Here is an 18,292-nt window from a genome sequence, read left to right on the forward strand (position 1 = left end):
ACACAATACCAAAGTAATAATTATGTCCACTCATGACTTGTTAATGCTAGTAACCTTACTGACTCCAGGGATTTTACTTTCAGTGATAATTATGGCGACTTTTGCGGCTGGTGGCTAATTACCAGAGACGTTAGTCACTAGTCAGTGGACAGTTATCAGTATTTAAAGATAAGTGTTCACTGATAACTAATATTAAAATCAAACGATGGAAACGCGATGTCTACAACAGACTACGCCTACGCTGTACCAAAGGAACGTGAAAAATGAAGGTGGCATTTCTGGGAACCGGACTGATGGGACTACCAATGGCTCAAAGGTTATTAGCCGCAGATATACAGCTAGTTGCCTATAATCGTACCCCAGAAAAATTAGCACCACTACAAGCAGCTGGGGCTGAAATTGTTACACATCCCCGCCACGCCATTCGTGCTGCTGAGTGCATAATCCTCATGCTGACTAATGCCCCGGCCATTTATAATGTGTTGCTTTCAGACACTGCTTGGCAAACTCTCGAAGGTAGCACGATCATCCAAATGGGAACAATTACTCCTACAGAAAGCAAAGAAATTAGGGATGCAGTTGTTGCAGGTGGTGGTGAGTATTTAGAAGCACCTGTATTAGGGAGTATCCCAGAAGCGAAAGCTGGCGAGTTGAGTGTTATGGTAGGGGCCGAGCCAGAACAATATCAACGCCACTTAAAGTTACTCCAAAATTTTGGGACAGAACCTTTACTTATCGGGCCAGTGGGATCTGCGGCGGCGCTCAAATTGGCACTAAATCAACTAATAGCTTCTCTAACAACTAGCTTTGCTCTGAGTCTGGCTTTTGTCCAGCGTCAGGGTGTCGATGTGGATGTGTTTATGCAAATCTTGCGCGACAGTCCACTTTACGCACCCACCTTTGACAAAAAGCTACAACGGATGTTGGATGGCAATTATGCTGATCCGAATTTCCCCACAAAACACTTGCTCAAAGATACAGAATTATTTATCTCGGAAGCAAAATCTCGGAGTTTGGATCTCAGCAGTATTAAAGGTGTGCGGCAAATCTTGCAAACAGCCGTGAAAATGTCATTTGCCGATGATGATTACTCATCACTATTTTCTGTAATTAAAGAATGGGGAGAGTGATGGAGGAATAAATTTTCGTAGGGGCGCATAGATGTGCATTGGTGTCAACTGAAGTTATTTTTAGCTTAAGGGACTTCTAATTTCAATACAGTTCAGTTAAGGATTTGTGGTACTGATTTTAAACCTGTAGAGACGCGAAATTTCGCGTCTTTACCAAGGTTTTTGGGCTTAACTGAACGGTATTGCTTCTAATTTTTGGGTATTTTTTTATTTGTCAGTCCCTAAGTTGATACCATCACCCGCCTAGAACTAAAGTTCAAGGCTAATAGCTAAAGTCTACTAAAGTAGACTAAAGATTTTTGGGTATATAGCAGTTCTCGTTTGGATGCAACACAGTAGTGTCAAATTAAGGTGAAAACCTTTGTTGATAAAGAGATAATACCAATTAAAAAAAACAATGCAACAATTACACCATTTGTAGAGACGCGATTCATCGCGTCTTTACTTCCCGCCAGGTATTGCCCTGCCACAACCTCTAGTTTTGCGTAAGTCCTAATACACTTTGAAAATGCTGAATCCAAAAAATTTTAACTGAATTGTTAATAACGATATAGCGGTTCTCGTTCATGTGAGGTACACCTGTAGGGGCAATTCATGAATTGCCCCTACACCTTGCAATATAATTTTGTACCGCATCTGAGTAGGAACCGCTATATTACTGCCCAGTAGTAGTTGATTGAGGAAATGGTAGAGATTCAGGCTGAGGCTGAGGCTGAGGTTCTGGTTGAGGATTGAGAAAATCTTGCCAAGCTTTAATTTGCTCTTGCGCCGCACTGTAAGCAGCACTACCGCGTGGAATCGATTTGGCAATGTCAATCCCTCTGGCAATATCAGACTGACCTTGAGAGCGTGCTATTTCTAACAATTGCTGACTCCACTGGTCAATAGCCACATTCGCATCCATACGCAAGATGCTATTATTTGAAACCCGATCCGCCAGCCGGATTGCTTCAACTAAGGCTTCTGGCGTGCCAGCCGCCCCTACTTCCTGGGCTTTTCTCCAGTTTTCTCTGGTGCGGATTTGCCCTTCCCAATCATTTACCGCAGCTTGTGCTTCCTGTGAAAGCGCCCTTCCCGACGAGGCAATTTGTTGAGCTATGCTAATAGCGGCGGGGAGATTTCCACTTTGAGCCAGTTCTTGTGCCTGATCTAAGTAGGGTTGGTCTTGAATTCGCTGAATCTTTCCTACCCAAGTGCGAATTTTTTTCCGTGCTTCTGGATATAATGCACGACCTCTACGAATTTCGCTAGCCTGGCCGATCGCAGCTTGCAAAGAGTTAATATCCTCAAATATTGCTATCTGTTCGGCGCGTTCTAAATAAGGTTGGTCTTCAATTGTCTCCACTTGGGCCCGCCAGCGGCCCATTTCTTGCCTAGCTTCTGTGGCTCTGGGATTACTGGCAGGGATCAATTCTACTTGGGCGATCGCTGCTGTTAAATTAGGGACTGTTCCCTGGCTAGCCAATATTCTCGCTTTTTCTAGATTGGCAACATCTTCAATTTCCAATTGCCAACGAGCAATCAGTTGTTGTGCTTCGTTATACACTGGTCTAGAAGGATCAATTTGTTGTGCTTGAGCGATCGCAGCCTCTAAACCAGAAACATTACCTATCCAAGCACTTCTTTTCGCGTCAGCTATGGCGATAAAGTCATCGGTTTCGCCCTGTAGTTTCGCAATCTCTGGAATTTGTCTAGCAATATCCAGTGCTTCATCCGCATCCTGCTTGTCTAGTTTTGCCTGTGCCAATTCCAGCATTTTCCGTCCAAATGCGGGGATCGCTTCCTGAGCTTTTTGGTAAATGTAACTTTCTTGCCCAATGGACTGAGCTAACTTAATAGCTTCTAATAAATTATCGACAACTTTGCTGTTTGCTAAATTTTCCGCTTTTCCTAACTTATCGCCATCTTCTCGCGCTGTAACAATTAGACGATTCAATTGGTCGTATTTAGTACCCGCCCAGTATTGATTGTCTACGCGCAGCATTTTGGCAGATAACATAAATGCCGATTGCCATCGCCGTTCCTTAACTTGGGCGATCGCACCGTTATATGTGGCTTCTGCCTTTGACCAAATTGACTGCCATTTGTCAATCTGCTCATTAACTAATTTATAAGCAGTCACATTTTCGGGTATCTTACGAGCAGTAGCGATCGCTTCGTCTAAATTCCCAGTTTGGAAACTTTGATCAGCTAGCTTCAAAATATCCCGCGACCATTCTTCGATAAAACGATCAATTTCTCCATGCAACGGGTGATTTTGTGGTAGTTGCTTCACCAGAGCGATCGCTTGTAATAGGTCGTTAACTGTCTGCTTAGAAGCCGCTAACTGAGCGCAGTGTAACCGCACGGAAGCACTAGCTAGGGGCCAGAAAATTGAGGGGCAATTAGGGGCAGATGGCAGCTTTAGCAGCATTGCCATTGCTAAGAATCCTACACTGCCGGGAATCAACATTAATAGTACTAGCCATAATGTCCAGCTTTTCATCCAGCGTGGCCATTTCCCAGTACTACTGAGTTGTGCAGTTTCTTCTGAATTACTATTTATAGGTAATCCTTTCCTATGGTTTTTTTTTCGCCGCTTCACTGACTTGGAGGTAGAACCAGTAGCTGGGGAATCAAATGGCTGAGTTTCACCGAATTGTTCTGTTCGGGATAATCTTTTGTTTTGATCTGGCTCTCTTCCACTGGCACTTGACCAACTGTCTGGAATATCCCGCTCTGTCATCTCTCACACCAAAATAATTGAATAGCGCTCTGTTTTAGGTTGATAATTCCATTGTTGACAATAGTAACTTTCTCATCATTAAAAAGCAAAGCTACTTTTTTGATTATCTCTCTCCACAGAGTACCATTAGCAATCTAAAAAATCAGTGTTATTTTATACGCTATCCTAAAACAGTAGATTCAGCTTGCAAATCGGCAATTAGTTGAGCTAACTGATCGCTACTTGCCTGGTAGACGTTGCCGCAAAATTCGCAAATTGCTTCAGCACCATCATCTTTAACAATCATATCTTGCAGTTCCGCTTCTCCCAAAATCTTCAGTGCCCCCAAAACGCGATCAAAAGAACAACCACAGTGGAAGCGCACCATTTGCCGTTCGGGAAAGATTACCAGTCCCATGTCTCCCAACAAGTCGTTCAAGATTTCAGGTAACGTCTTCCCAGCTTGCAATAATGGCGTAAATCCTGCTAGACCAGCAACCCGTGATTCCAAGGTTTCGACTAAAGCTTCGTCTCTAGCAGCTTTGGGCAATACTTGTATCAGTAATCCTCCAGCCGCAGTTACTCCACCTGCTCCCACGAACACACCTAAAACTAAAGCCGAAGGTGTTTGTTCGGAATTCACCAGATAATGAGCCACATCATCGCCAATTTCTCCAGATACTAGTTCAACGGTACTAGAGTATGGGTAACCGTAACCAATATCCCGGACAACATAGAGGTAGCCACCACCCACTGCACCACCAACATCTAGCTTCCCTTTGGGATTGGGAGGCAATTCCACAGATGGATTCCCCACATACCCGCGTACCGTACCATCTAAGCCTGCATCTACCAATATGCCACCCAAAGGCCCATCGCCCTTCACCCGGACATTGACCCTTGACCCAGTTCGCTTCATACTAGAAGCCATTAATAAGCCCGCCGCCATAGTCCGACCCAGTGCTGCCGTTGCCACATAAGAAAGCTTGTGACGCCCGCGTGCTTCTTCTGTTAAACGTGTGGTGATCACACCTACGGCACGAATTCCACCTTCGGCTGCTGTTGCACGAATTAACTGATCCGCCATGAATAACCTTACATTTCTTAACAAGTTCACTTTTTCTATTCTAAGTTCTCTGCTGCAAGAAAAGTAACGTAGTGGGCTGTTACGCAAATAAACGCCTGTCATTGGTCATTAGTCATTAGTTATTTGCAATTGGACTTTGGACTAATGACCAATGACAAAAACTATTTGCAATATTAGAAATAGCGATCGCTCACCTTTAGGTAATCTGAGTAAAATGCTGGGTAATTTTCAACAAAGCCAACTGCGGATCGAAATTGAAGCACCAACAGATGCAATTCGTGATAGTCTGCTGCATCCCGTACAACTAGAAAAATGGCTCTTAGGGCAACGCTTTGCGCCAGGAATGCCAGAAGAACTGCTTCCAGGATTCCAGTTTACAACCTGGACTGGGCCAGTTGCGATTCATCATCAAGTAGATGTTGTCAAACCCAACTGTCTCCGGTTGGTACTTAGCGGAGGCATTGACGGGTTCCACGAATGGTACTGGGGAGAAGGTTGGGTACAGTCCCGCTTGGAAGGAGTTTCACTTTTGCCCTTGAATTTGGGTCAAACTTTGAGTTTGTTGAGCTTGCGTCAATTTTTGGCAACTCAAGGACGTTAATTCGATTGACCTAAAGAGATTGGGGATTGGGGATTGGGCATTGGTTATTCTTTGCGTCCCTAGTCCCCAGTTTATGAACCAGAAATGATACCTGTAATAATTTTTACTAGCATAGATAAATCCTCTGGAGCTTGATAAAGTTTCTGGTCTTGAGTCACCAGACGATTTGCACGATGGTAAACCCCAAAACGCCAGTCTTCACCAGTCGTAACTGCACCATATAGAAGTTCAGATATGGATTTAGTCCATTGATCAAGTGCTACTAATTCAACAGCGAGTTGAGTAAATCCTCGAACTAAATCTGATTGTTTGGCTTCGATAACTAATAAGTTTTGAGGGGCTGCAATATATGTCGAGAGTCCAATTTATCCCCCTATTTTATATAAACCTGCAATTTTTTGATAATTAAAAAGCTTTTTTGTATTAATAATATTCTTTTACAGAAGTTTAATATACAGTTCTTAAATAACTAGTTACTTGACCTTTTGGATAAAAGTCGTATAATACTTTCAGCCACACAAAAAGCAACTAAATATACACTTTAGGTTTATGTCTATTGCTTTGGAGTGGCGGGACTTTAATCCAAACAATCAAGTGAGAACTAAAATCATGGAAAGCACATTATTTACTGCATTAAGCACCAACGAAGAAGCTAGCCTATCTGGTGGCGTTGTAAACTTTAATGGTGGTACATTTACATTCACTGGCGGAGTTGGCGGTACTGGTGGAGTTGGCGGTACTGGCGGTAATGGCGGAGCTGGCGCTGTTCCCACCGTACCTTTCACTGTTGGCGGTAATGGCGGTAATGGCGGAGCTGGCGGTACTGGCGGAGTAGGCGGAGCTGGTGGACCTGGCGGAGTATTCTCCTAAGACTTAAGCCAATAAATAGGTAAACTTTTGAGGTTTAGTAGAAGGGAAACAATAAATGTCAAGACGTTATCAACACGCGGCTTGGTAAAAATAAAGGGTGGCGTTTCAAATCAAATAAATAAATAACTTACCCTGTTGCCGCAGGTGAAGTTAATTTTTGATTTGTCTACATTCCTAATGCGACTTAATTCTACCAGCTATTTTTTTATGCTTTACTTTATGAGAGTAATTGTAAGTATAGCATAAATTTATTGTTGCCCATCTACTTTTCTTAAACAACTAGTTGCTTAACCTTTTGGCTAAGAGTTGTATACTACTACTTTCAACCACACAAAAAAGCAACTAAATATACACTTTAGGTTTATGTCTATTGCTTTGGAGTGGCGGGAGTTTAATCCAAACAATCAAGTGAGAACTAAAATCATGGAAAGCACATTGTTTACTGGCTTAAGCACCAACGAAGAAGCTAACCTATCTGGTGGTGTTGTAAACTTTAATGGTGGTACATTTACATTTACTGGCGGTCGAGGCGGTACTGGTGGAGTTGGCGGTCGAGGCGGTAATGGCGGAGCTGGCGCTGTTCCCACCGTACCTTTCACCGTTGGCGGTAATGGCGGTAATGGCGGAGCTGGCGGAGTTGGCGGAGTTGGCGGAGCTGGCGGAGCTGGTGGAGTATTCTCCTAAAGCATAAGCAAACTTCTGAGATTTAGTAAAAGGGAAGCTATAAACGTCAATGCGCTATTAAGCGCTATTTTAGAGGAATAAAGCCTCGGTTTTCAAATAAATTAACTTACCCTGTTGCCGCAGGTTAAGTTAATTTTTGAATTGTCTAAATTCCTAATGCGATTCAATCCTACCACATATTTGGAGTAATGCTAACCATAGGATAGGTTTACTGTTACCCATCTACTTTTATTAAACAATCTTAGCATTGATGTTGCCCACCAAGAACCGCCTAATCTAATTAGGATATTTAAGCTTATTCACTAACGATTTTGGTAGGACTCAAGCTTGAAAATCTGTTTTTATGTACTAATTTAAGACAGTCAAGGTTCAGTAAGGAAACAACATCTGCTACTTCACAAACAGACCATATTCATCACCATCTATCTAACTTATAACTTCTGGATAATCATGGAAAGCACATTGTTTACTCCATTAAGCATCAACGAAGAAGCCAATCTGTCTGGGGGCAAAATAACTAAAATTACTGCTGCTGACTTGGCCGCCCTGTCCAAACTGTTTGGCGGTGTAATAGTCAATCTGTTAGGTGGTAAAATAATTATTAAAACTCCTGGTGCTCCTGGTGCTCCTGGTGCTCCTGGTGCTCCTGGTACTCCTGGTACTCCTGGTACTACTGGTACTGCTCGTGCTACTAGCATCGGCGCTGGAGGAGCTGGAGGAGCTGGAGGAGCTGGAGGAGCTGGAGGAGCTGGAGGAGATGGAGGAGCTGGAGGAGCTAGTATTTCATTTTCTTAGGGCAATAGGCAAATCTATGAGGTTTGGTAGAAGGGAAACGATAAACGTCAAGACACGACTATTGGTCAAATTTTTATTTAATCATGCAGGGATAAAACCCTGCTATTTTTTTGGGTTTTGTCGTTGTGACAAAACCATAATTCTGATCAGTTACAGTTACTCTCTCGTAAACTTTTCGTCCGAATTTTTGCCTTCTTTTTGAGCCCATCACTTGAGGGTGGCTTTGAACTAGTTCGGCTGTCTAAACCCAAGCGTCTCTCTAGCTCTGCTATTTTTTGACGCAGTGCTTTTATAAATAATTAAGCAGAATTAAACATTATCTATTCTATTAAAAAAAATTATACCTGCTAAAAGTAGTGTTGTATAAAATGATTATAAAAAGCATTTTATACACAAAAATACTTATCTAAAAAATACAGAATTCCAGTTTTGAGTTTTGGAAATTTGTTTCAGTCTAACTCGTATAAAAAATGTTATTTAGTTTCCTTGATAAGATCCTTAATTCTGGCCATTTTCCTTACTTTATTAGCATTAATACTTAATGAGCTTTATTTATACATTTTTGGGCATATACGTTTTTTGACAAAATTAAGCTTTTAGATCGATATATCTTGACATCTGCGATTTGTTTATGACTAAAAGCTTATTTTAATTAAATTGTATAAATCGTAACTATGTAATATCTTTGCTAAAGAGGAAGGGGTGTAATATATTTTTATTTCTTGAGAAAATAATTGCTTGACCTATTTAGCAACAGCCGTATAATACTTCTAACGGCACAAGCAAGTCCCTAAATATACTCGTTTACGTTTATATCTATTACTTTGGAGTGACGTGACTTTGATCATCACAATCTAGTTGAGCACTTAAATATTATGGAAAGCAGATTGTTCACTGCATTAACGGTTCATGAAGAAGCGATGTTGTTTGGTGGAAAGAAAAAATTCCGCAACCTTACTCCTAGAGTCACTACTCAAGTCTCTATAGTTACCACTGTAATTAACTTTATTGGCATTGGCGGCGCTGGCGGAGCTGGTGGGAATAGCGGAGCTGGTGGGAATGGCGGAGCTGGTGGGAATAGCGGAGCTGGTGGGAATGGCGGAGCTGGTGGGAATGGCGGAGCTGGTGGGAATGGCGGAGCTGGCATAACCATCGCTCAATAAGTAAGTTGAATACAAGGTAAAGAATAAACGTAAAGACACAAGTAACAAGCCTTTATTCAGATAAAGGATCATAAACTAACTATCCTCTTTGAGAAGGTTCAGTTACTTTTATGCCTATCTTGCTTATCTATAATTGCTAGTTTACTTAACCTGGGCAATATATCAGCGATATTGTCCGTTTTTATTAGCTATATCATAGCATACGTTTATTGTTAACCACACACTTTTATTCAACAAACTTAACATAGTCTATCAACGGTTGCTAGTAGGCAACTGTTGATAAAGCCTAGAGAAAACAGAGCATCTGTGCGATAGTTAAGATACATATTTGGAAAGCCTATCCTTTCCACTAGAAAGTGTATGGGAATGATCAAATTAACTAATAATTTGGCATAACAGGTACTCAAGAACCAAAATTATTTTTAATTGTCAGCCGTCAACACTTGCTCTACTGTTAATTCTAACTCCGCAAAAGTTTGAGATTGAATGCATTGAGTACCAACAAACTCTACTGGTTCGTATAATTCTTCAATCAATGTGAAAACAGTCACTTTGTTCGTTAATGGATCGACAATCCAATACTCTGGAATATTTAAAACGTTATACTCAACTCGCTTGGCTCGATAATCTACAATCTTTGTTGACTCACTGACGACTTCCACCACCAACAAAGGGGGTGGTTCGTTGAGTTCAATAACTGCCTCTCGGTTTCTCAACTCTCGCCATTGAGGTAATGGAATCACAACTACATCTGGAATCCTTGAAGTATCCCATCTGCCAGCACGGGGAGAACGAACACCGATAACCATTTGTTTAGAAGTCCAATCCCACTTTAGCCGGAGAATTTCTGCTCGGAAAGAAACATTGATAAATTCTGTTACCGCCCCATGTTGTCCACTTCCTAGACTCATGGGAATTAGTTCTCCGTTGACTAATTCATAACGGTTATCAGTGCCATCATCATGAGCTAGATACTCTTCAAAGGTTAGTTTTGGGGTGGTTATAGTCATAGTAGCTTCCCCTGACAAATTTTTACCTTGGTTTGACAACTAACACCGAACAATTAGCCTCTTCCACAACTTGACTGCTAACAGAACCCTGGACAATTCGCTTCACCCCCATCAATCCCCGGCTGCCAATTATAATCAAGTCAGTTTTGTAAATATTGGCAAGGCGAATAATCTCTTCAGCAGGTTCACCAGTTACCAGTTCTAACTCACTGGTGAATGATAAGTTTTCCTGATAAGATTGCAGCTGTTTTTCAACATGAAAATAAGAAAATGTTGGCGACTCTGGCTGAGGACGATCGGCGGGTAGTTCCATCTCTGACTCTGGCGTAAGAAACACATGACAGAGAATAACCTTGGCATCTTTTGACAACGCCAAATTATCTAAAGTCTGAATTACTCGGTCTGAAATTTCCGAACCGTCCAGAGCTACCAAAACACTATTTAGCACCGCTCTCGTCTCCTAATGAGTAGACCCCTTACATAAGTATCTAGCAAAATTTGTCGGCAACGACACTAAACCAATTTTTTTTACCAATTAGTTTATGTGTTTGAGGCTGTGCTATATGTCAGTTTTAGGTTGGTGCATTATAACAACTGGTCTGGAGAAGCTTTTCACGAGTTTCTGGCACAGGAAAACCCTAGTTAAATCAGTGAACAGTCAACAGTTATCAGTTAACAGTTGCCTTCCGTACCCGCCTTGAACTAAAGTTCAAGGCTAATAGCTAAAGTCTACTGAAGTAGACTCAAAATTTTTGGGTATATAGCGTTTCTTAGTCTGCTGAGGTACACCCGAATCTTATTTACCAAGGTTAGTAGCTTTGAAAACGTACCTCACTAGGTCGGGAACCGCTATATTTAGTCATCAACAGAAGACTTTTGCTATTATTCTTGGAACTTCAGTTCCTTGCGGGACATGACTTTTACGTTAACTTGACACCTATGACATCTCTGCTACCTTACAATGGGATTTTTTTTAACTAGAAGTCCCTTATAAGAAAAAAATGAACCATTCCAAATCACTCTTCTTGCTGAGTTCGGCGGCGGACTGAATCAGCGTGAGAAGGTAAACCTTCTGCTGTTGCTAGCACATCAATGGCACCAGCCACATTTTGCAGCGCAGTTTGAGAGTATTGAATAATACTAGAGTGTTTAAGGAAAGTTTCTACCCCTAATGCCGAAGCATAACGGGCAGCGCCAGAAGTTGGCAGGGTATGGTTAGGGCCTGCCAAATAGTCTCCTACAGCTTCTGGTGTGGAGTAACCCAAAAAGATTGCCCCAGCGTGGCGAATCTGTGGTAATAATGCCCAAGGGTCTTTGATTTCTAATTCCAGGTGTTCGGGGGCAAATTCATTTGAGAGTTCTGCTGCTGCTTCAAGCGATTCCACAAGGACAATCAAGCCGTAGTGAGCGATCGCTTTTTCTGTGTCTATTCGCCGTGGGTGATCTACTAGCTGTCTTTCCAAGGCTAATTGCACGTTTTTCGCCAAAGCCGCATCTGTTGTCAGCAAAATCGCTGCCGCCATTGGATCGTGTTCGGCTTGGGCTAGCAAGTCAGCAGCTACATGCACCGGATTTGCGGTTTCATCGGCAATCACCAGCACTTCGCTGGGGCCTGCCAAAGAATCAATGCCAACGGTGCCATAGACAAGTTTTTTCGCTAGGGTGACATAAATGTTACCAGGGCCAGTAATCACATCCACTTTCGGAATCGTTTCTGTGCCATAAGCTAAAGCAGCGATCGCTTGTGCGCCACCAATGCGATAAATTTCTTGCACTCCTGCTTCTTGGGCAGCTACCAAGACTGCTGGGTTAATAGCACCCCCTGGCCCTGGTGGTGTCACCATCACAATGTGAGGTACAGCAGCAACATGAGCCGGAATTGCATTCATCAGCACTGTACTGGGATAGGCGGCACGGCCACCAGGCACATACAACCCCGCCCGATCTACGGGGGTATAGCGTTTGCCCAGCACTACTTCATCGTCGCCAAAGTGTACCCAGCTTTTTGGGACTCGCTGACGATGAAACGCTTCAATTTGGCGGCAAGCTAGCCGAACTGCGCCCAACAACTCTTTTGACACCTGCTGATAGGCTGCATCTAGTTCCGAACCTGTGACTCGGAGTTCTTCTGCTTTCAGGGTTTGTTTGTCAAATTCGGCTGTGTAATGCAATACAGCTTTGTCGCCTTGGCGCTTCACTGCTTGCAAAACTTCCCGCACCGTTGCTTCTTTGTGAAGCACCTGTTCGTCATGGGTGCGATCGCAGATCCGTTGTAGTTCTGCTCTGACGTCTGCCTGCTGAGTAATGATTCGCAGCATGGAGTAAGGACAATGCCAAAATTATAATAAGATCACCTGAGATTTAGTATTGCTCTTGACCCACTGGGGTGTGCAAGCTGACTCTAATTCTCTTCTCTAGCTTAACCTGGATTTTTTTGATACTCTCAAGTCTGCCACCACATTCTTTGCTTGAGAAGGCCACTTAATTGCTCAGTCCAACTAGCCAAGGCTATGGCTAGCGGCAGGAAGCAGGCGTGCCATTTCCCGCTACTCTTACGCCCTTACCCTTACTCCTTCTGGGGTAGAGGTGGTGTATTTACACATCCAATCCCCCGGATTTACAGGGGGTAGGGTCTGAGTATAATTTTTATTTTCCTAACTTTTAGTAGTTCACAACTGTACAGAGACGATAATATAGTGTCGTCTCTATACTTTGAAACCCCTGAAATTTAGCTATTTACAGTTCCTTGCCTTTGACAATACATCCCTTGTAGGGACAAATTGACTATATCGGCAATCACATTGCTTAACCAGGTGATGAGTCAGGGTGACTGTTTTATTTCATGCACTTCATTTTAACGCATTTCCTCAATTGACGACACACCAAATTAAGGACTGGGGGCTAAGGACTATCTTCAATATCGAATTTCCAAAGATAGATTTTTTTTAGGAAATTATAACATTGGCAATTTGGATGCTATATTAGTAAGTCTAGTAGTGTGTGTACATATTAATAGTATTTTTGGAATTGACTGTGGCGAATACAAAGTCTGCTCTCAAGCGTGCCGAAATCGCAGAACGTAACCGACTGCGTAACAAAGCTTACAAATCAGCAGTCAAGACGCTGATGAAGAAATACATTAATGCTGTAGCTGTCTATACAGCTAATCCTACCCCAGAATTAAAACAAGAAGCACAGGCTCGCTTATCCGAAGCTTACGCCAAAATCGATAAAGCGACCAAGCGGGGTGTCCTTCACCCCAATAATGGGGCAAGGAAAAAGTCGAGGTTGGCTCACAGACTAAAACCTCTGACACAAACAGCTGAGTAGGCATTGGTCATTTGTCCTTAGTCATTAGTCATTGGTAACAAAACAAACGACAAATGATGAAGGACAAACAACAAAGGACAAAAGATGCAACTGATAGACACGCACGTTCATCTCAACTTTGATAGTTTCCAGGCGGATTTAGCAACAGTGCGATCGCGGTGGCAAGAAGCAGGAGTAGTACGTTTAGTACATTCTTGTGTTCACCCAGAGGAATTTTCCAGCATTCAATCCATAGCGCACGAGTTTCCCGAAATCAGCTTTGCCGTAGGATTACATCCTTTAGATGCTGAAAAATGGGATCACGAAACAGCCGAGAAAATCAAAACTTTAGCGAGTTCTGACTCTCATGTGGTAGCAATTGGGGAAATGGGGCTGGATTTTTACAAAGCTGATAACTATGAACATCAGATGATGGTGTTCGAGTCACAGTTAGCGATCGCAGCTGAACTCAACTTACCAGTGATTATCCACTGCCGCGATGCTGCTGTGGCAACCAGAGAAGTGTTGCAAAAATGGCGCGAACTCAAAGGAGAAAGAGTGCGGGGAGTCATGCATTGCTGGGGAGGAACGCCAGAAGAAACTCAATGGTTTCTCGATTTAGGCTTCTACATCAGCTTTAGCGGGACAGTAACGTTCAAAAACGCCAAAGCGATCCAATCCTCGGCGGCGATGGTGAGTAGCGATCGCCTACTGATTGAAACAGACTGCCCATTTCTCGCCCCAGTTCCTAAACGAGGTGAGAGGCGCAACGAACCTGCTTACGTGCAATATGTAGCCGAGCAAGTAGCTAAACTGCGTCAGGAAACGGTAGAGGCGATCGCCCATCAAACCACCCAGAATGCCTGTGAATTATTTGGTCTATCATTATAAAGTGTGCAATAATTCTCTTTTATTCCGTTGTGCTAAAAAAAATAAAACTCTAGAGAGGGAAAATATGGTAATATTATTCCCTCAAAAACATTTTGCTTGCGCCATAATGATAAAGGAAGGAACCTAAAATTTCTGAGCCTAATTTTCCGTACTGTTATCGGCTTGGCCATCCTCCAAATCTCTACAAGCGGATGCTCTCCACACATGACTAACTGTGCCAAACCAAGTTGAGCAACATTGCACAACATCGGCTTGGTGTGTATCGAACCTATTCAAAATCGTTAAACGAAATTGCCTTGTGAGTACAATCCAGCAAAATGAATTGATTCTGATTCAAAGCCGACAAGGTGCGGATCATTCCCTCAGTCTTAGGATATCTAAGATATCACTGAGAGTATAAATAGCGGGGTGGATTTAAGACACACCGTCTAGAGCTGCGTCAGCAAATTAACGCGCTTTTTGGAGGGGAAATGAAGAAAGTAGATAAAACTCAGGAATATCTCAACTGTATATTCTTCTTAAATCAAGACTATAGTGGGTTTTTGGCGTCTGAGTCCCCGATTTTGGGCGATTACCCCCTTGTCCAAATTGTTCATTCCAGCTTTAATCGCTGCGTTTGCCCACAGCTGCTATTTACAGGTGTGTAAGAAGAAGCTCCCAAACAGCTACGGACACTGGCTAGCAGTGGGAAGCGTTAAACAGCAATGTCTAAGTAAAAATTTAACCAGGTTGACAAAGGTAGAGGCATGACCAAAGAAACATACATGGAACCCGCCTTTCTGTTGCCCGACTTGATTGAAATCCAGCGCTCAAGCTTTCGCTGGTTTTTGGAAGAAGGGCTGATAGAAGAACTTAACTCCTTTAGTCCTATTACAGATTATACGGGCAAATTAGAACTGCACTTTTTGGGTCATAACTACAAACTCAAGGAGCCAAAGTACAGCGTCGAAGAAGCCAAACGGCGGGATAGTACTTATGCCGTCCAAATGTATGTTCCCACACGGCTGATTAATAAAGAAACCGGGGAAATCAAAGAGCAAGAGGTATTCATTGGTGATTTGCCTTTGATGACCGATCGCGGCACGTTTATTATTAACGGAGCCGAGCGGGTAATTGTCAATCAAATAGTGCGATCGCCAGGAGTCTACTACAAATCAGAAATCGACAAAAACGGGCGACGTACTTATTCAGCTAGCTTAATTCCTAACCGGGGAGCATGGCTGAAATTTGAAACAGACCGTAACGATTTGGTCTGGGTACGCATTGACAAAACCCGCAAACTCTCAGCGCAGGTACTCCTAAAAGCTTTAGGGTTATCAGACAACGAAATCTTTGACGCCTTACGCCACCCCGAATATTTCCAAAAAACCATCGAAAAAGAAGGGCAATTCTCTGAAGAAGAAGCCCTGATGGAGTTATATCGGAAACTGCGTCCTGGTGAACCACCCACGGTATTAGGTGGACAACAACTCCTTGATTCTCGTTTCTTTGACCCGAAACGTTATGACCTTGGTCGCGTTGGACGGTACAAACTCAACAAGAAATTGCGCCTTTCTGTCCCAGACACCATGCGGGTGTTGACTGCTGGCGATATCTTGGCAGCCGTAGATTACCTCATTAACCTAGAATATGACATCGGTAATATCGATGACATTGACCATTTAGGCAACCGTCGGGTGAGAAGCGTTGGCGAATTGCTGCAAAACCAAGTGCGGGTAGGCTTAAACCGCTTAGAGAGAATCATTCGGGAACGGATGACCGTATCCGATGCGGAAGTGCTAACTCCCGCTTCCTTGGTGAACCCCAAACCATTGGTAGCAGCAATTAAAGAATTCTTTGGTTCCAGCCAATTAAGTCAGTTCATGGATCAAACCAATCCCTTAGCAGAACTGACCCACAAACGCCGGCTCTCAGCCCTTGGCCCTGGTGGTTTAACCCGAGAACGCGCCGGTTTTGCCGTGCGGGATATTCATCCTAGTCACTATGGACGCATTTGCCCCATTGAGACACCAGAAGGCCCCAACGCCGGATTGATTGGCTCCTTAGCAACCCACGCGCGGGTTAACCTGTACGGCTTCCTCGAAACACCATTTAGACCTGTAGAAAATGGGCGAGTCAGATTTGATCTGCCTCCAGCCTACATGACAGCCGATGAAGAAGACGACCTGCGGGTTGCTCCGGGAGATATTCCTGTAGATGAAACTGGGCACATTATTGGGCCACTAGTGCCAGTCAGGTATCGCCAAGAATTTTCCACCACAACACCAGAACAGGTGGACTACGTAGCAGTATCTCCCGTACAGATTGTGTCGGTAGCAACCAGCATGATTCCTTTCTTGGAGCATGATGACGCTAACCGAGCGCTGATGGGATCGAACATGCAACGGCAAGCAGTACCTCTGCTCAAGCCAGAACGTCCTTTGGTGGGTACTGGTTTGGAAGCCCAAGGAGCAAGAGACTCCGGGATGGTGGTTGTATCGCGTACCGATGGCGATGTCACTTATGTGGATGCTACAGAAATTCGCGTCCGTCCGAAGCCTAATACCCCAGAAATTAAGTACACCCTTTCCAAGTACCAACGTTCCAACCAAGACACCTGTTTAAATCAGAAACCTCTCGTCCGCATTGGGGAACGGGTTGTTGCTGGTCAGGTATTGGCTGATGGCTCCTCCACCGAAGGCGGTGAATTGGCGCTAGGACAAAATATCGTCGTTGCCTATATGCCTTGGGAAGGCTACAACTACGAAGACGCGATTTTAATCTCTGAAAGACTGGTGCAGGATGATGTCTACACCTCAATTCACATTGAAAAATATGAAATTGAAGCTAGACAAACCAAACTGGGGCCAGAAGAAATCACCAGAGAAATTCCCAACGTCGGCGAAGATGCCTTGCGTCAGTTGGATGAACAGGGAATTATTCGCATTGGGGCATGGGTAGAAGCTGGTGATATCTTGGTAGGAAAAGTTACACCCAAGGGTGAATCTGACCAACCACCAGAAGAAAAACTGTTGCGGGCGATTTTCGGTGAGAAAGCACGGGATGTGCGGGATAATTCTCTGCGAGTACCAAACGGTGAAAAAGGTCGCGTAGTTGATGTGCGCTTGTTTACTCGTGAACAAGGCGATGAACTGCCACCAGGAGCCAATATGGTAGTCCGGGTTTATGTTGCTCAAAAACGCAAAATCCAAGTTGGCGACAAAATGGCAGGACGCCACGGTAATAAAGGGATTATTTCTCGGATATTACCGGCAGAAGATATGCCTTATTTGCCCGATGGTTCACCAGTGGATATTGTACTTAACCCCTTAGGTGTACCCAGCCGGATGAACGTCGGACAAGTATTTGAGTGCCTCTTGGGTTGGGCTGGTCAAACCTTGGGAGTGCGATTTAAAATTACTCCCTTTGATGAAATGTACGGTGAAGAGACATCCCGCCGAATCGTGCATGGCAAATTGCAAGAAGCACGAGACGAAACAGGGAAAGACTGGGTATATAACCCAGATAACCCAGGCAAAATCATGGTGTATGACGGTCGGACAGGTGAACCCTTTGACCGAGCAATTACCATCGGTGTGGCTTATATGCTCAAACTGGTGCATTTGGTGGATGATAAGATTCACGCCCGTTCCACAGGCCCATACTCACTGGTGACTCAGCAACCCTTGGGTGGTAAAGCACAACAAGGTGGTCAGAGGTTTGGAGAAATGGAAGTGTGGGCATTGGAAGCCTTTGGTGCCGCTTACACCTTACAGGAATTGCTCACAGTTAAATCTGACGATATGCAAGGACGGAATGAAGCGTTAAATGCGATCGTTAAAGGTAAGGCAATTCCTCGACCTGGAACCCCAGAATCCTTTAAGGTGTTAATGCGCGAGTTGCAATCATTGGGGTTAGACATTGCCGTACACAAGGTAGAAACTCAAACAGACGGCAGTTCCCTAGATGTAGAAGTCGATTTGATGGCAGACCAATCAGCACGTCGCACACCACCTCGACCAACTTATGAATCTCTTTCCCGCGAATCGCTGGATGATGACGAATAGAA

Annotated in this window: 15 protein-coding genes and 1 pseudogene; 9 read left to right on the top strand and 7 right to left on the bottom strand. The window is 43.7% G+C overall.

Annotation, left to right across the window (positions count from 1 at the left end; genetic code table 11):
• The first annotated feature begins 263 nt into the window (after positions 1 to 263).
• The gene (locus tag D1367_RS26500; RefSeq protein WP_118169600.1) at positions 264 to 1,130 is read left to right on the top strand and encodes an NAD(P)-dependent oxidoreductase; all 867 of its coding nucleotides are present in this window, start codon (positions 264 to 266) and stop codon (positions 1,128 to 1,130) included.
• 341 nt (positions 1,131 to 1,471) lie between these two features.
• On the opposite strand, the gene D1367_RS32955 is transcribed toward D1367_RS26500, so the two are convergent.
• The 3 genes from D1367_RS32955 to hslO all read right to left on the bottom strand — a co-directional run bounded on the left by D1367_RS32955 (position 1,472) and on the right by hslO (position 4,921).
• Entirely contained in the window at positions 1,472 to 1,600 is a 129-nt protein-coding gene (locus D1367_RS32955; protein WP_276469591.1) for a hypothetical protein, read from the bottom strand.
• A gap of 185 nt (positions 1,601 to 1,785) precedes the next feature.
• Positions 1,786 to 3,855 (bottom strand): type 2 periplasmic-binding domain-containing protein, encoded by a 2,070-nt coding sequence (locus D1367_RS26505; protein ID WP_118169602.1) that lies wholly within the window; start codon positions 3,853 to 3,855, stop codon positions 1,786 to 1,788.
• Positions 3,856 to 4,015: 160 nt separating this feature from the next.
• A complete protein-coding gene (gene hslO / locus D1367_RS26510; protein ID WP_118169604.1) occupies positions 4,016 to 4,921 on the bottom strand; it encodes an Hsp33 family molecular chaperone HslO in 906 nt (301 codons plus the stop codon).
• Positions 4,922 to 5,135: 214 nt separating this feature from the next.
• On the opposite strand from hslO, the gene D1367_RS26515 reads away from it, so the two are divergent.
• The 4 genes from D1367_RS26515 (at position 5,136) to D1367_RS31330 (ending at position 7,871) form a co-directional block, all read left to right on the top strand.
• Positions 5,136 to 5,522 (top strand): hypothetical protein, encoded by a 387-nt coding sequence (locus tag D1367_RS26515; protein ID WP_118171665.1) that lies wholly within the window; start codon positions 5,136 to 5,138, stop codon positions 5,520 to 5,522.
• 609 nt (positions 5,523 to 6,131) lie between these two features.
• On the top strand, positions 6,132 to 6,392 hold the full coding sequence (locus D1367_RS26525; protein WP_181984968.1) for a hypothetical protein: 261 nt from the start codon (positions 6,132 to 6,134) through the stop codon (positions 6,390 to 6,392).
• A 363-nt stretch (positions 6,393 to 6,755) separates the two neighbouring features.
• The gene (locus tag D1367_RS26530; RefSeq protein WP_220450983.1) at positions 6,756 to 7,076 is read left to right on the top strand and encodes a hypothetical protein; all 321 of its coding nucleotides are present in this window, start codon (positions 6,756 to 6,758) and stop codon (positions 7,074 to 7,076) included.
• A gap of 450 nt (positions 7,077 to 7,526) precedes the next feature.
• The gene (locus D1367_RS31330) at positions 7,527 to 7,871 is read left to right on the top strand and encodes a hypothetical protein (protein ID WP_181984970.1); all 345 of its coding nucleotides are present in this window, start codon (positions 7,527 to 7,529) and stop codon (positions 7,869 to 7,871) included.
• Between the two features lie 161 nt (positions 7,872 to 8,032).
• Here the strand turns inward: D1367_RS31330 and D1367_RS31910 are convergent.
• A pseudogene (locus D1367_RS31910) lies at positions 8,033 to 8,155 on the bottom strand (DUF6444 domain-containing protein); the annotation flags it as partial.
• Between the two features lie 591 nt (positions 8,156 to 8,746).
• Here D1367_RS31910 and D1367_RS31335 point away from each other — a divergent pair.
• Entirely contained in the window at positions 8,747 to 9,034 is a 288-nt protein-coding gene (locus tag D1367_RS31335) for a hypothetical protein (protein WP_181984971.1), read from the top strand.
• Between the two features lie 422 nt (positions 9,035 to 9,456).
• Here D1367_RS31335 and D1367_RS26545 read toward each other — a convergent pair whose 3' ends face one another.
• The 3 genes from D1367_RS26545 to hisD form a co-directional block, all read right to left on the bottom strand.
• Positions 9,457 to 10,044 carry a Uma2 family endonuclease gene (locus D1367_RS26545; RefSeq protein WP_118169608.1) on the bottom strand — a complete coding sequence of 196 codons (588 nt, stop codon included), beginning with the start codon at positions 10,042 to 10,044 and terminating at the stop codon, positions 9,457 to 9,459.
• 22 nt (positions 10,045 to 10,066) lie between these two features.
• Entirely contained in the window at positions 10,067 to 10,492 is a 426-nt protein-coding gene (locus D1367_RS26550) for a universal stress protein (protein ID WP_118169610.1), read from the bottom strand.
• Positions 10,493 to 11,060: 568 nt separating this feature from the next.
• Entirely contained in the window at positions 11,061 to 12,362 is a 1,302-nt protein-coding gene (gene hisD, locus D1367_RS26555) for a histidinol dehydrogenase (protein ID WP_118169612.1), read from the bottom strand.
• Between the two features lie 715 nt (positions 12,363 to 13,077).
• On the opposite strand from hisD, the gene rpsT reads away from it, so the two are divergent.
• The 3 genes from rpsT to rpoB all read left to right on the top strand — a co-directional run bounded on the left by rpsT (position 13,078) and on the right by rpoB (position 18,290).
• Complete coding sequence (gene rpsT / locus D1367_RS26560) at positions 13,078 to 13,374, top strand: 30S ribosomal protein S20 (protein WP_152588936.1); 297 nt, start codon at positions 13,078 to 13,080, stop codon at positions 13,372 to 13,374.
• 84 nt (positions 13,375 to 13,458) lie between these two features.
• Positions 13,459 to 14,244 (top strand): TatD family hydrolase, encoded by a 786-nt coding sequence (locus D1367_RS26565; RefSeq protein ID WP_118169616.1) that lies wholly within the window; start codon positions 13,459 to 13,461, stop codon positions 14,242 to 14,244.
• A 746-nt stretch (positions 14,245 to 14,990) separates the two neighbouring features.
• On the top strand, positions 14,991 to 18,290 hold the full coding sequence (gene rpoB / locus D1367_RS26570) for a DNA-directed RNA polymerase subunit beta (RefSeq protein WP_118169618.1): 3,300 nt from the start codon (positions 14,991 to 14,993) through the stop codon (positions 18,288 to 18,290).
• Positions 18,291 to 18,292: the final 2 nt, after the last annotated feature.

The sequence above is a fragment of the Nostoc sphaeroides genome (assembly GCF_003443655.1).
Taxonomy (GTDB): Bacteria; Cyanobacteriota; Cyanobacteriia; order Cyanobacteriales; family Nostocaceae; genus Nostoc; species Nostoc sphaeroides.